We start from the raw sequence: 14,829 nt of genomic DNA on the forward strand, positions 1-14,829 counted from the left end.
TGCTCTTACTTATTCGTGCTGTGCTGCTTGTTGGCAAGTCTCTCGGCAGGGTTGCCGTTTCCGTTCCGTCTTTTATTCAGCTCCGCCTTGTGCTGCGTAGCTTTAAATTTTGCGACGAATTCGCTTGTGCTTTCCAAATTGAACATCCTCCTCGTCTTTTCATGGTTTTACAACTCCATTCATTAGAATATCCAACATTCAGGAAATCAGGCGCTTAGGCCGTATTTTTGTAAAATAGAGATTGAAAGCTGGGCTTGTCCTCCCTTATGATAGCGATATGTGCCCGCTCTAGCGAGCGCAGCAAAGCCGCAAAACGAGCATATGTTTCAGTCATTTCCACTCCGCACACAAAGTATTACCAAGTAATGCTCATCATCCGATCAAGCGAAGCGAGGTACTTATGTTTAGAGTAATAGCGCGGGCGTATATACAAGAAGGCTTTGAAGAGGAAGCGATTGAAGCGGCGAAGCAAGGGTCTGCGGTGCATCAGCTCATCGAGCAAGGCGAGATTATGACGGTGGGCTGCTTCAAGTGGGAGCGCAATGTGTTTGTCTACTGCGAATGCGTGGACCTTTTGATCGAGCCGGAAGAGCTGCTGCCGGAAATGGACTCTTTTCTTGCGGATTGGCCGGGACAGGCGACAGCGCGCAAGTGGGTTCCGATGATCGACGTTTTTCATTTTAATGAACCGGCGAGCTATGAGCATTGGCTGCGCAAAGAGCATGTGGAGAGGCGAGTTGGCAGAGTGGCGCATTTAAAACCGGAAATGGCGGCAAGCTATATTTATTATCATTACCAGCTTCAGGAGGAACGGGCATTCCTTGGGCCAAAATACGAAATCATCGCCATGCACGAAAATTTGCTGTTCGGTTATCAGGAATTTCCGGCAGTAGTGGAGGAGCCTGTGCTGCCCGGCAAATTAAATACAGCCGGTACGCCCGCCCATTGGCCGGACTCCAGAATGGACTTGCATTTCCAGCCTTGGGAGGACGGACATCTGTATTTCAAGCCCGCAGAGCAGTTATTTGCTTATTACAGCGATTTTCCAAAAAAAAGGCACAAAACGATAGGCTGAGATTTGCCTTTATTGGACGAAATATGGTACAATGAAATCAATTGCAAGTTTGAAGCAAATATTCACAATACACTGCTGTTTATAAATGATAACTGCCCCTTACTCATAAGTTCGAGGCAGTTTTTCCTTTTTTAGCGCGAAGGGGGCTGACCATGTACAATCGTAAAAAACCGCTTGAAGAGATTCCGGAAGAAAACACGAAGGTATGGACATGCGAGACGGAAGGGTGCAACAGTTGGATGCGCGATAACTTTGCGTTTGATCACGTTCCTACTTGTTTGATCTGCCATGAACCAATGGTCAGCGGCGAAAAAATGCTGCCCGCGCTCAATAACTCCAATAGTGATATGAAGACGCTCAAGAAGGGCACACCGATCATGTAGGTGGCTCTTCCCGCAGAAAGAAGCCAAGCTTCGCATGAATGGCAACAGCCGTTCATGCCGAGCTTGGCTTTTTTTCTGTTCGCAGCTTACTCTTGATCGCCGCTGTAATGGTGCTTGCGGTAATCGTTGGGCGAGCAGTTCGTCCGTTTCTTAAATACGCGGCTAAAATATTTCTCGTCCTGAAAGCCGACCAGCTCAGCGACCTGCGAAATTTTTAATTGCCCGTTCGCAAGCAGCTCCTTGGCGCGCTTCACGCGGACCTCCGCAATAAAGTCGGACAGGTTTTCGTTTGTCTCCTGCTTGAATTTGCGCGAAATATATTCCCTGCTTAGAAAAAAACGTTCCGATATATCCTGCAGCGTAATATCCTCATGCGGATGCTGCTCAATATATTTGGCTATGTCCGCGATGACGCTGCGTTCCTTGTCATGCTCCGACATTCGTTTCGCTGCTTCGTAAGCTTCGGTAAGTAACGATTGCTTCCACTGCTCATAATCAAAAAAGCCGCTGGAATCAACAGGGATTGCGGTATGCTCCGCAGCTCGGCTTTCTTGATCGGCGCCAGCGCCTCCGTGTTCGTTGTTGTATTCCCAAATGGACTTGGCGACCTCGAATTGCTGCCGCCAAAGAATAAGCTGCTCCAGCGAAATATAACCGCCAAGGTCAAGCCGGTCAAACCAAGGCTGCAAGGCACGGCGAATTTGCTCTTTATTGCCGCTTTGCACTGCAAAGCGCACCCTTTCCTCATGCTCGCTGAACAGCAGCAGCGTGTTTTTGGGGCTGGAACCTGCTGCCGCGAACGGATGGCAGTACGAATCGCGGACAAGCAAATTTCGCCGCAGCAGCGCTTGTTTCGCTTGGTTGTAGGCGGCAGCCGCCGCTTCCGGGAAGGGGGCAGCTTGCCCTAGTCCGACATGGAAACGCGTCTTCAGCGCTAAGAAAAACGCATCGTTCATGTCCGCAATCAGCTCCGGCGCCCGCTCGGCGTCTCCCCAGAAAAGAAGCAGCAGCTCATGCTCCTGACCCCAGTGGCGTAGGGCAAAGCCGATCTCCTTCTCCCTCAGAAATTCATTGCAAATATTCGTCATCGAGAACAGCAGCAAATCCATTCCGGAAGCGAACTTCTCTCTGACAGCAGGTGAGGTAAGCTCCAGCCTGACTACAGCCATGCGCGCCCGGGTAATGGGTGCCGTAATGCCAAGCTCCTGCCTCATCGTATCGGCAAAGCCGGGATAGGAGCCCGGCTTGCTGATCAGCGCCGAGAAATATTGCTCCAAGTACATCGGCTTAAGCTGGTTGAGCTCGATATTCATGCTGCGCTTGCGGTTGCGCTCCTGCTCCTCCGTCGTCCAGCAGCTCACTGCCTTCGTTAGTGCGCCGACGAGCTGCTCCGCATCAATCGGCTTCAAAATATAATCGACACCGCCGAACTTTACCGCATGGCGAACGAAGCTAAAGTCGTCATGCCCGCTGATAACGATGATTTTGCTTGCGGGGGCATGCTCGGCTGCCCATTGCAGCAGCTCGGTGCCATCCATGTTCGGCATCATCATATCGGTAAAAATAATTTCCGGCTTCTCCGAGCGAATGAGACTGGTAGCCGCTAGTCCATCCTGCGCTTCGAGCAGCGTATCAATGCCAAAGTCCTTCCATGGCACAAGAAGGCGAATCGCTTCCCTTACATGCTTCTCGTCGTCAATGATTAAAGCCTTCATCCTTCATTCTCCTTCGCCAGCGGAATATGAATCGTAACGGAAAAGCCGTGCGGCTGCACATGGCGCAGCTCCATTGCGGCAGTTGCATCAAAGTGCAGCCTCAGCCTCGAGAGGACGTTATGCAGGCCGATGCCGCCCTCGTCCTGTTCACTTTCCTTCGCGCCGCCGAGCGGTGGCGCCATTTGCATTTGTGCAAGCACCTCTTGCAGACGCTCCTCCGATAGTCCGCTGCCGTTATCCTGCACCTCGATAGTAAGCCGTTGCCCACCCTCATCCAAAAAGCTGCTAATGATCAGCTCGGAGGGCTCCTCTGACGATTGGACAAAGCCATGCTTGAAGAAGTTTTCGAGCAGCGGCTGCAAAATCATTTTCGGAACGAGAATACCCTTTGTCTGCTCGTCAATGTGAAGCTGGATATGCAAGGCTGTATCGAAACGCTGCTTCTGCAAATCCAGATATGCCTGTACGTAATCCAGCTCGCGCCTGAGCTCCACGACGGCGTCCATCGTGTTCATGTTGTAGCGCATCATTTTGCCAAGGGACGTAATGAGCGAGTAGGCTTTGGTGTCGCCGTGCTGCAGCGAAACGGTTCCGATAGACTGCAGCGCATTATACAAAAAGTGCGGATTTACCTGAGCTTGAAGCGCTTTCAGCTCATTGGTCTTATTGGCGATTTCAAGCCGGTATTCGGTCAAAATCAAGTTGTTGATCGTCTGCATCATCGACCGGAAACGTCTGGCGAGCAAGCCGATTTCATCATTGCTGTGAATGTCGATCGACACGTTCAAATTGCCCGTTTCAATTTTGTTTACATACCCGATCAAACGAAGCAGCGGCTTCGTAAACCGGATGGAAATGAACAGCGTAGCCAGCACCACGATCGCGAGAAAAGCGATTCCGACTGCGGTGTTAATGCGGGCGATTCGATCGGCGGCGCTGTAGAGATGCTTGTAGGGAGTCTGTTTAATTAAATACCAGTCCATATAAGGCGTCTTAATCCGATCATAAAAAATCATGCCGTCGAACGCTTCCGCCTTCCATTCGAAATGTCCGCTGTCCAGCCCCGAGTCTGCAACGGTCGCGAACCAGCTTTGCTGCGATTTTGCACCGATCTCGTTTGCATTCGTGGATAACACGATGTTGCCTTTGGCGTCAGCGATATAAAAGCTTTCCTCCCCGCCGTCATAGAGCTGGCGGTTCAAGTCCGCAAGCACCTGCAGCCGCACATCGATGGACAGCTCAGCGAGCAGCTCCTCGCTGGGCGCTAGAAAGATGGGCCGGTGCAGCGTGAACACCATCTCCTCGGTCGCCGCCGATTTGAGATCAACGAGCCCGTAGTTATGGCTCTGATGCGTGGGCTCAATGTACGCTTTCTTCGCGGTTTGCGGGATGGCGGCTTCATTTTGGCCCACCTTAATGTCGTCATTCCAGAGCAGATAGGTCGCATTTTGGTTCACGACGTAAAGCCGTACTTTATGAAATTCGCTTACGCTTTGATAAATGTTGTACAGATGGTCCTTCAGCAAATTACGGTTGCGAATGACATCGGTAATGTCGTTTGGGAACACCTCGTCCTCCATGCTGTGCTCCAAAATGTAGTACAAGGAGCGAGGCACGTTCATCGCGTTATACACGGCAAGCGACTTCTGGTTAATGTTGTTCATATAGTTCATAATGTTGGTTTTGCCAAGCGATAGCAGCCGATAGTTTTTGGCGATGGCATCCTCTTTGATCGATTTTGTTGTCGCATTATAGGAAATGATCATCGAGGTCGCAATCGGCAAAATCGTTGCTGCAAGCAGCAGAAGCATGAGCTTTTTCCGAATCGTATTAAACGGCTTCACTGTATTCATGGCCACCATCCGCCCGCTTTCTGGTCATGTTGCTCTTGCATACACAGTAACCGATCATGCAACGGATGGTCAATATAGTCCACCTACCTTATCATGATCCTCTGTGGTTTGGCAGGGGGCTCGGTTTTATACTGTGATTAGCAAGCAGAATGAATCCGGCACAGGGAAGAGAAGGGGGACGAGAGCAATGTCCAAACGAATCAAGTGGAACGAATGGGTACAGCAAACCGTGTTTGTTGGCCCGGGACTGATAGCATTTATACTGATTGTACTCGCACCGTTCATGATGGGCTTTTACTACACGTTCACGGAATGGAATGGGATGGACCTTGGCAACGCCAAATGGGTAGGCATGAAAAATATTATAAAAATTTTCAGCGACGATGAACGGTTTTGGAATGCTTTTTGGTTCACGACCAAATTTACGGCAGCCGCAGTCGTTGTCACGAACGTTACGGCATTTTTGCTGTCGCTATTGCTGACGCGCAACTTGAAGAGCCGTAATTTTTTGCGGACGGTGTTTTTTCTGCCCAACGTAATCGGGGGGTTGCTGCTCGGCTACATCTGGTATTTCATTTTTGTTCGGGGTTTTCGGGCAATTGGAGAAGCGACGGACATTGGCTTTTTTAACCTGCAGTGGCTGGGTACGCCGAATACGGCCTTTTGGGGAATCGTGATCGTGTTTGTATGGCAAACGGCTGGCTACATGATGATTATCTATATCGCGGCGATGATCAGCGTGCCGAAGGATTTGATCGAGGCTGCCAAAATCGACGGGGCAGGGGCGTGGCAGCTGCTGCGATCGGTAACGGTACCGCTGATCATGCCGGCGATTACGATCTGCTTGTTCCTGACGACATCCAACTCGTTCAAAATGTTCGATCTTAACCTGTCGCTTACCGCAGGCGGTCCCGGCAACGCGACGGAGTCGATCGCGCTTAACGTATACCGCGAAGGCTTGGTTAACAACCGCTACGGGCTTGGAACGGCGAAGGCGATGATCTTCTTCTTCGGCGTTGCGCTCATTACGGTGACGCAGGTATGGATCACGAAGAAGAAGGAGGTGGAGGCCTAAATGGAAAACAGACAGCGTTATACGCCTCTTATTTTGCTGCTGGAGCTTGTCGGCATCGCGGTGGCACTCGTTTTTCTGGCGCCATTCTACTTTCTGCTCGTCAACTCGTTCAAGGAGCTCAAATATATTTTGCTCAATGCCGCCTCACTGCCTGAGAAGCTGGGGCTGGATAATTTTAAGCGGGCCTGGGTGGCTATTGATTTTCCAACGGTATTTCTCAACTCGTTCATGGTGACCTCGATCAGCGTAGTGATGCTCGTTGTGATCAGCTCGATGATGGCTTACCGCTTGGTGCGCCGTCCGACGGCCTTTAATAAGCTGCTGCTGACGGTGCTTATCGCCGCCATGATCATTCCGTTCCAATCGGTTATGCTGCCGCTTATGCGCATTACTTCATTGTTCGAGCTTCGCGGCCATTTGTATGGTATCGTTATTTGCTACATGGGCTTTGGCATTTCGTTATCCATGTTTCTGTATCACGGCTTTATCAAGTCGGTTCCGCTTGAGGTGGAAGAGGCGGCGGTAGTGGACGGATGCTCTCCTTACGGGGTGTTCTGGCGAATCGTATTCCCGCTGCTCAAGCCGATTACGGTGACGGTCATTATTTTGAACGTGCTGTGGATTTGGAACGACTACTTGCTGCCGGTGCTGGTCATTAACGATAATTTGACGACGATTCCGCTCGCGGTACAGAAGTTTTTTGGACAGTATTTGCGCAAATGGGATCTCGCCATGGCGGCGCTCACGCTGAGCACGATTCCGATCATCTTGTTTTTCTTATTTTTGCAAAAGCATATCATTGAAGGCATTACAGCCGGTTCGGTAAAAGGTTAAACTTATATAACTTGAATATATGGAAGTTATCAACATATTACACCTACAAGTACAATATATTCGGTGTTGTGCCATGTTGTTGCACAATTATAATGACGATGTAAGCGTTACAAAATAGGATTATATATAAAATTTGCGGGAGGTCATAAGATGAAAAAGATTTCTTTACTTATGCTAGCTGCTATTATGCTCATCGTTCTGGCAAGCGGCTGCGGAAGCAGCAACAACAATGGCGCAGCGGCTACCAATGCTCCAAAGGAAACGGCCGACGGCGGCAAGACAGACCCTACGGAAGCGCCGAAGAAGGACGTTACGATTAAAGTATTTCAATTCAAGGTAGAGATCGCCGATGCGCTTGCAAAAATGGCGGCGGAGTATGAGAAGGAAACGGGCGTTAAGGTTGAAATCGAGACGCATGGCGGCGGCGAGGATTACAGCGCATTGCTCAAAGCAGAGCTTGCGGCTGGCGAAGAGCCGGAAATCTTTAACTCCAGCGGCTGGGCGGGCTTCGAGCCTTATGTGGATCGTGCGGCGGATCTGACGGGCGAGGCTTGGGCAAAGGATTTGGTAGAAGCATCGAAAGCGCAAATTACGCGTGACGGCAAGCTGCTGGGCATGCCGATGAACCTTGAGGCATATGGCTTCACGTACAATAAGGATCTTTTCGCGAAGGCTGGCATTACGGAGCTTCCGCAGACGCTTGAGGAGCTTGAAGCAGCAGCCAAAAAGCTGAAGGATGCGGGCATCATTCCATTCGCGCTTACCTCCGAGTGGTGGTCGATGGGTATTCATACGCTCAACATTGCATTCGCGAACCAAGCTGATCCGGCTGCGTTTATCGAGGATGTAAAAGCAGGGAAAGTGAAATTGAAGGATGATCCGATCATGAAGCAGTGGATCCGCCTAGTGGACATTATGTTCGCTAATGGCCAAGATAACGCTTTGACGACGGATTACAATACGCAGGTTGCGGAATTCGCAGCCGGCAAATACGCCATGATTCAGCACGGCAACTGGATTCAAGGCATGATCGACGAGATCGACCCGGCGCTTAACCTAGGAATGATGGCGGTGCCGCTTCAAGGCAAACCTAATGTATTCACAGGCGTGCCGAACAACTGGATCGTCAACAGCAAATCCGATCAAGTGGAAGAAGCGAAAGCGTTCCTGAACTGGATGGTTACATCGGAAACAGGCAAAAAATTCATCTCCACCGACTTTAAATTCGTGCCGGCATTGTCCTCGATCGAGCCGAATCCGGAAGCGGTAGGCAAAATCGGCGGCGATTTCGCTACCTTCGCGAACGCGAACCCTGAACAAGTGAAAAGCTGGAACTGGGATCGCTTCCCGGATGGCATCACGCAGCAATGGGGCGCGGCGATGCAGGAGTATCTTGGCAAGCAAATTACGAGCGACCAGCTGCTTGAGAAATTCGACAAAGCGGTGCAGGATATCGTGAAGAAATAAGGCTTTATGCAAGAAGGGGATGCCCACAAGGTCAATGACCTCGTGGGCATCCCCTATTTAATGAGAGAATGAACCCGTTTACGATTACACGATGCCTTTATCCATCGCTTTGCAAATCAACATGGCGAACAGGCTGTTGGACCATGCAAACCATTCACGGGAGAAAACCGTTGGATCATCGGCATGGAAGCCCTCGTGCATAAAGCCGGTATCGGCATCTGTTGCGATAAGCATATCGATAAGCTCTTTGATTTCCTCATCATTGTCAGCCGTTAAAGCCTGCATAGATAGCGCCATATGCCACACATGTCCGGCAGGCGTATGTGGGCTGCCTATGCCCCTCGCAAACTTGCCTTCAAAGTAGAAAGGATTTTCACTGCTAAGTGCAAACCGCCGTGTATTTTGATAAATAGGATCATCCACAGGCGCATATCCGAAATAAGGGATAGACAATAGCCCTGGCGTACCCGCATCATCCATCAGGCAGTAATTGCCGTAGCCGTCGGTTTCATAGGCATAGATTTTGCCGAAAACCGGATGATTAACGATGCCGTATGCGCGAATGCCGAAGTCGATCTCCCGGCGCAGCTTCTCCGCTCTTCCTGCTAGTTCCTTGTCCCCGTACACTTGCTCTGCAATGTCCCGAATATAGCCAAGAATAACGACGGCGAACATATTGGAAGGAATGTTGTAGCCGAATAGGCAGGCATCATCGCTTGGACGGAAGCCCGACCACGACATGCCCGTGTAGTTGACAGGCAAGCCTAACCCGTCATTTTGCAGCGTTTCGGTTTCTTTGAAGCCAGGGCGCACGAAGCGGTAAGGCGACTTTTCCTCATGGCGCTGCTCGGTTTTGATCACATTTACAATCGAATTTAGTGCTTGATAGCAGGCGTCGTCGAAAATATCGCTTTTGCCCGTTTCCTGCCAGTACATGTAGGCGAGCTGCGTCGGGAAGCACAAGGAATCGAGCTCGTACTTGCGCTCCCACATCCATGCCGTCATGTCGGATTGATCGCCGGCGTTATAGTGCTTGCCGCTTGCCGTTTCGTTAAACGCGTTCGTATACGGATCGATGTTAATGTAGAACATCTGGCGCCGAATGACGCCGCTGATGATGCGCTGCAGCTCAGCGTCCTCCTTGACGTAGGGGATATAATGGCGGACCTGCTCCGTGGAATCACGCAGCCACATCGCCGGAATGTCGCCTGTAATGACAAAGGTAGTGCCGTCGTCCATCAGCTTGATGGTCGTCTCCAGCGTATTCGGAAAAGTGTTTTTGAATAGCTTTTGCAGCTTGGGATGATGCGCGAGGCGTTGATCCGCTTCAGCTAATACGTTTGTAATGGAATCTGGTAGTTTCATGCTGTAAACCTCCTGCTTAGTTTAATTTAAGGGCATAGGTCATAATTTTTGCTGTTCCAACCGTTTCACGTACCTGTCCGTCCTGAATGCTCGCGGCCGCTTGGCGTCGTTCCAAAATATCGCTTTGATAAATGCGGTCTGTATCAAAGTTAGCCTGAAAAGCAAGCTCCTGCGGCTCCCCGGCAACGTTATACCAACGAACGATTACGTCTCCGCTAGGCTGCGACACTTTGAAGGCGGACAATGCGAACCCTTTGCCTTCCCATTTCAGAGGCGCATAGGTCGTTGGCAGCGAGCCTTGTTGATTATCGGTTTGCAAATGGAACCAAGGCGCTTGGAATTGGTAAGCTTGTGCGAAAGTTTCAGACGTTATGGCATCTCCGGCATGCGGGTAGATAGCGAATTCTACCGTTTGCTCGCCTAGGCACTGCGCTTCCGGCGTCGGAAATACGCCCCAGTCGCCAAGCTCGGAGACTGCGCGAAGAAGCGTTACGGCAATCGTATGGGATTCGCCGCGCAGCACCTCGTATTCGTTCAACCCTTTATTGGCGATAGTTAAGCCGTACTCCCCATCTGACACACTGGCAAATGCCTGCTGATGCTGCGCATTGCTTGGATTTGTCCACTCCTTGGCAGGCGTCGTATCCCGCGAGGCAACCTCGAAGATAGAGTCAGCCAAATGGCGGTCAGCTTTCAGCCCTGTCGGGAACAGCGCGCGAAGGCGATGATCCTTGGCTTGGTTATTAAAGGATGCTTGCGCTTGCAGCCCTTTGCCGGATTGCTCAAGGCTGACGCGCGTTACAATGCGCAGCGGCACCCGATCCTCCACCCGTTGTGCTTTGCGGTCACGGAAACGGACCATTTTACGCTTTTCTTCGGTGAAGGTATCGTCTGCACGCGCAGGGACAGTCCATTCATGAACGATTTCGTATGTGATCCGGTAGGCTTCATTCTCGACGAGCATTATCGTTGCCGGAATGCCTTTTGTTGTTAGAGGCTGTTCACCCTCAGGCTGCCTAAATACATATTCATTGCCAAGGTCGCCGCAATTCTCATAGACGCCAAGCCCTTCGAACGTTTTCCCGGTTACTTTATCGGTTAGGTTTATGGATCCGTCCGCCTGGAAGCGAACGGCGATAAATTGGTTTTCCATGCCATTTGGGCTAGCGCTCAGCGAATTAGCGGGCGTTAGCGTGATGGCAGCGGACGACGGAGTCCAAGCATAGGTTTTGAAGCCAAGCGCCGGAACCCGGCTTGCTTCAAAGGTCAGCCGAATTTTACGCGCCATGTAGGGCTGGCGGAATTTATCCTTCGGGAGCTCATAACCAAAATGAACGCCCAAATCCTCAGCCTTGGCAGCAATCGCGCGGCCCTCATCATCAAGCAGCACTCCGCGCTCGATATCCAGCGGAAGCTTCTCCAGGCGCTCGGCAATCGCTGCCGGGTTAGGCCCTTCCTTGAAATAAGCTTTGGCCACGATCAGCTCCACGCTCACCGTACCGCTGCGTTCCCAGCCTGTCATGTTGAAAATCGTGACCGGCACGTCTTCCTTCGCCCATGCTGAAGCTCCGCTCGTATCGATCTGCCCGGCGATCGCGCTTAGGCTCTCCGTAATGATCGATTCCGCCGTATGCCGGCTCTTATCGAAACGGGTAACCATTTCCTGATGCACCTCGTCCACGCTGCAGCCGCAAATGCTGTCATGAGGATGATTTTGCATGAGTGTCTTCCATGCATAGGTTAACAGCTGATGCGGGTAAGCTTGGCCAGCGACCAAATGAGCAAGCGCTGCGAGAGGCTCAGCGCCTTTCTCCAGCAGCGTCTGCCCGCGCTGATTAAGCTGCTTCAAATAAACCCGAGCCGAAGCCGTATTGACGAGCGTGCTCCATCCATCGGTATGCTGACTGCGCAGCTCACCTTTGACCGTGGTCAAATTCGCGGGAAGCTGGCCTTTTAGCGCCTCCAAGTATTGCTCGAAGCTGGAATGGACAAAGTTTATGTCAGGAAACAGCTCGCGTGCCGTGCGGATTCCCTCTGATAAATTCGTTTGGACAGGCTGATGGTCGCAGCCGTTCATAAATAGAAGCTCCGGCGTTGACGCATATTTACCGGCATCGGCAAGCCTTTTGGCCCAGTAAGCTTTCGCTTCGTCCGGATCGGTCGGAACCTCCATACCGTTGTTGTACCAATTGGCGAAGAGCAGCCCCAGTACGGTCGAGCCGTCAGGAGAGGACCAGTGCATCTCCGAGAAAGGCGATTCGTAGCTTGAGCCCTCCGATTCCCCCACCATATTATCGAAGCCGGTTGGTTTTACGCCGCGTCCGAATACGGCGGTATCGATATCGGCTTGCTTCAGCATTTGCGGCGCTTGCCCCATATTGCCAAAGGAGTCGGGAAAATAACCGAGCTTGGAAATGACGCCGTAATGAGACGCGTCTTGATGTCCGATCAATAGGTTGCGGACATTCGCCTCGGAGCTCGTCAGAAATTCATCCTGCAGCACATACCAAGGACCTATGATAATGCGGCCCTCGCGAATATATTTCTCCAGCGCTTCTCTTTTCTCGGGATGGATTTGAAGATAGTCTTCCATAATGATCGTCTGCCCGTCCAGATGAAAGCTGCGGAATTCGTCGTCCTCTTCCAAAGTGCGAAGCAAATCGTTCATTAGCTCAGTGAGCAGCGTATGGTGGTATTCGTAAGGCATATACCATTCTCTGTCCCAATGGGTATGGGAGATAAGATGGGCGGTTTTGTTTGTCACGGTCAAAAAGCCTCCTGAATTGAATTAGGTTTGTATGCGCATTCGTAAGAAAGGTTCACACATTTATCCGCAAAGCACAATATGTATCACTTGCACCATATTTACATAGAGCATATCCAACACATTAGCAGCATGATGGGCAGCGGAAGAATGACAGCAATCATCATGAAAACGCTGTAAAACCTTACGGTTACAGCCTTTTGGAATGACAATGCAGATCATACATATTTACCGGGCTAGGCAATAATGTCTACAATTTGGAATGTAAGCGTTAGTCAATTGCAATGCCGACAATCGGCGATGTGATAGCTGAAACTAACAAAATAGAGAGAGGAGGATTCGAGAGAGATGAAAGGAAACGAACAGCAAGCGCTCCCTTTAAACACAAAAATGCGCGGGAACAAATCGCTCGGCAAAAAGATGCTGCAAAACTGGGAGCTCTACTTATTCATGACTCCTGTCATGCTGTACTTTCTTATTTTTCACTACGGACCGATGTACGGCATCCAGATTGCTTTTAAAAACTTCATACCGACAAAAGGCATTATGGGAAGCCCATGGGTAGGCTTCGAGCATTTCGAGAGATTCTTTAATTCCTATTATTTCTGGGATCTATTATGGAATACGTTCAGCATCAGCCTATATGAGCTAGCCATCGGATTTCCGCTGCCGATTATATTGGCACTTGCTTTTAACGAAATTAAAAACGGCTATTTTAAGAAAACGGTGCAAACGGTTACTTATGCTCCGCATTTTATTTCAGTCGTGGTTATGGCCGGGATGATCATTACTTTCCTGTCGCCATCGTCAGGGATGCTTGTAAAGCTAATCGAGCTGCTCGGCATGGAGCCGGCAGCATATCTTACGGATCCTAAATGGTTTAAGACGGTGTACGTCTTGTCAGGCGTGTGGCAAAGCGCGGGCTGGGGGACGATTATTTACCTAGCGGCATTGTCAGGCGTAGATCCGCAGCTGCATGAGGCTGCTATCGTCGATGGCGCGAGCAGGTTCAAGCGTGTGCTGCACATTAACCTGCCAACGATTGTGCCGACCATTACGATCCTATTGATTTTGAACATGGGCAACATCCTGGGCGTAGGTTTCGAGAAAATTTTGCTGCTGCAAAATCCGCTCAATATGGGGTCATCCGACGTTATTTCTACATTCGTATACCGTTCCGGGCTAGTGGATGCGCAGTATAGCTTCTCTACGGCAGTTGGCTTGTTCAATTCAGTAGTGAATGCCCTCTTGCTCATTATGGTTAATAAAATTGCAAAACGCACAAGCGAGACAAGCCTTTGGTAGGAAGGAGGAACAGAAACGTATGGTTACAGCTGTAAAAGAATCAAAGGGCGATAAGCTGTTTCTGATGATGAACTATATTTATTTGCTGCTTGCACTAGTCGTTGTGCTGTATCCGGTGCTTTATATGGTCAGCGCTTCGATAAGCGATCCCAAGCTCGTAAATTCGGGCGAAATGTGGCTGTTTCCGAAGGGCATTACTTGGGAAGGGTACAAGCTGGTATTCGATAACGCGAAAATATGGAATGGGTATCTAAATACGATTATTTATACGGTTCTTGGAACCTTGCTTAATCTAGTCGTTACGCTGCCTGCCGCCTACGCGCTGAGCAGAACCGATTTCATCGGCCGCAAGCTGTTTATGGGCATCATTCTGGTTACGATGTTCTTTAGCGGGGGGCTTGTGCCAAGCTACCTGTTAATTAAGAACCTAGGTCTTATCAACAGCATGGGTGCGCTTATTTTGCCGGTTGCTGCCTCTGTATGGAATATTATCGTGGCGCGGACCTTCTTCCAGTCTACGATTCCGAAGGAGCTGCAGGAGGCTGCGCATATGGACGGATGCACGAACATGAAGCTGTTCGTCCGGATCATTTTGCCGCTATCGTCTCCGATTATTGCCGTTATGGCTCTGTTTTATGGAGTCGGGCATTGGAATAGCTATTTTTCGGCTTTGATTTACTTGAATGACGAGGCGAAATATCCGCTTCAGATGATCCTGCGCCAAATTCTCGTGCTTCAGGAGATGACGGCAGAGACAACTGGAGCCGCGGTTAGCGGAGAGGTAGCGATGGCGATGAACTCCAAGGCGGACGCCGCTTCTTTGGTCAAATATGCGGTCATCATCGTATCGACGCTACCGATTATTGCGGTATATCCATTCCTGCAGCGTTACTTCGTGCAAGGCGTAATGATTGGCTCTGTAAAAGGTTAGTTGCCCTATTCGGGGCCGCTGGGCAGCACTTTGTGAGATAATGGACGAGGGAAATTATTTCT

Annotated in this window: 12 protein-coding genes; 7 read left to right on the forward strand and 5 right to left on the reverse strand. The window is 50.4% G+C overall.

Going from position 1 to position 14,829, the window contains the following annotated elements; all coding sequences use genetic code 11:
- Positions 1–5 precede the first annotated feature (5 nt).
- Positions 6–146 carry a DUF4023 domain-containing protein gene (locus ADU23_RS32060; protein WP_141680421.1) on the reverse strand — a complete coding sequence of 47 codons (141 nt, stop codon included), beginning with the start codon at positions 144–146 and terminating at the stop codon, positions 6–8.
- Positions 147–400: 254 nt separating this feature from the next.
- On the opposite strand from ADU23_RS32060, the gene ADU23_RS10180 reads away from it, so the two are divergent.
- The gene (locus ADU23_RS10180; protein WP_053373643.1) at positions 401–1,075 is read left to right on the forward strand and encodes a hypothetical protein; all 675 of its coding nucleotides are present in this window, start codon (positions 401–403) and stop codon (positions 1,073–1,075) included.
- Positions 1,076–1,227: 152 nt separating this feature from the next.
- Positions 1,228–1,458, forward strand: coding sequence for a cold-shock protein (locus ADU23_RS10185; RefSeq protein WP_053373644.1), 231 nt, complete (start codon positions 1,228–1,230; stop codon positions 1,456–1,458).
- An 86-nt stretch (positions 1,459–1,544) separates the two neighbouring features.
- On the opposite strand, the gene ADU23_RS10190 is transcribed toward ADU23_RS10185, so the two are convergent.
- Together ADU23_RS10190 and ADU23_RS10195 are read right to left on the reverse strand one after the other, a co-directional pair.
- The gene (locus ADU23_RS10190) at positions 1,545–3,173 is read right to left on the reverse strand and encodes a response regulator (RefSeq protein WP_053373645.1); all 1,629 of its coding nucleotides are present in this window, start codon (positions 3,171–3,173) and stop codon (positions 1,545–1,547) included.
- Complete coding sequence (locus ADU23_RS10195; protein ID WP_053373646.1) at positions 3,170–5,026, reverse strand: sensor histidine kinase; 1,857 nt, start codon at positions 5,024–5,026, stop codon at positions 3,170–3,172. Before ADU23_RS10195 ends, ADU23_RS10190 begins: the two co-directional genes overlap by 4 nt.
- 187 nt (positions 5,027–5,213) lie before the next feature.
- Here ADU23_RS10195 and ADU23_RS10200 point away from each other — a divergent pair, with 187 nt between their 5' ends.
- The 3 genes from ADU23_RS10200 to ADU23_RS10210 all read left to right on the forward strand — a co-directional run bounded on the left by ADU23_RS10200 (position 5,214) and on the right by ADU23_RS10210 (position 8,402).
- On the forward strand, positions 5,214–6,101 hold the full coding sequence (locus tag ADU23_RS10200; protein ID WP_053373647.1) for a carbohydrate ABC transporter permease: 888 nt from the start codon (positions 5,214–5,216) through the stop codon (positions 6,099–6,101).
- On the forward strand, positions 6,102–6,935 hold the full coding sequence (locus ADU23_RS10205; protein WP_053373648.1) for a carbohydrate ABC transporter permease: 834 nt from the start codon (positions 6,102–6,104) through the stop codon (positions 6,933–6,935).
- A 150-nt stretch (positions 6,936–7,085) separates the two neighbouring features.
- The gene (locus ADU23_RS10210) at positions 7,086–8,402 is read left to right on the forward strand and encodes an ABC transporter substrate-binding protein (RefSeq protein ID WP_053373649.1); all 1,317 of its coding nucleotides are present in this window, start codon (positions 7,086–7,088) and stop codon (positions 8,400–8,402) included.
- A gap of 84 nt (positions 8,403–8,486) precedes the next feature.
- Here ADU23_RS10210 and ADU23_RS10215 read toward each other — a convergent pair whose 3' ends face one another.
- Together ADU23_RS10215 and ADU23_RS10220 are read right to left on the reverse strand one after the other, a co-directional pair.
- Positions 8,487–9,767 (reverse strand): glycoside hydrolase family 125 protein, encoded by a 1,281-nt coding sequence (locus ADU23_RS10215; RefSeq protein WP_053373650.1) that lies wholly within the window; start codon positions 9,765–9,767, stop codon positions 8,487–8,489.
- Positions 9,768–9,783: 16 nt separating this feature from the next.
- A complete protein-coding gene (locus tag ADU23_RS10220; RefSeq protein WP_197286056.1) occupies positions 9,784–12,531 on the reverse strand; it encodes an alpha-mannosidase in 2,748 nt (915 codons plus the stop codon).
- 390 nt (positions 12,532–12,921) lie between these two features.
- Between ADU23_RS10220 and ADU23_RS10225 the strand changes: the two genes are divergently transcribed.
- Both ADU23_RS10225 and ADU23_RS10230 read left to right on the forward strand, forming a co-directional pair.
- Positions 12,922–13,836: an ABC transporter permease gene (locus tag ADU23_RS10225; protein ID WP_442950649.1), complete on the forward strand. Its 915-nt coding sequence runs from the start codon at positions 12,922–12,924 to the stop codon at positions 13,834–13,836.
- Positions 13,837–13,855: 19 nt separating this feature from the next.
- Positions 13,856–14,767: a carbohydrate ABC transporter permease gene (locus ADU23_RS10230; protein WP_053373652.1), complete on the forward strand. Its 912-nt coding sequence runs from the start codon at positions 13,856–13,858 to the stop codon at positions 14,765–14,767.
- Positions 14,768–14,829 lie beyond the last annotated feature (62 nt).

It is taken from the genome of Paenibacillus sp. FJAT-27812 (assembly GCF_001273905.1).
GTDB lineage: Bacteria > Bacillota > Bacilli > Paenibacillales > Paenibacillaceae > Pristimantibacillus.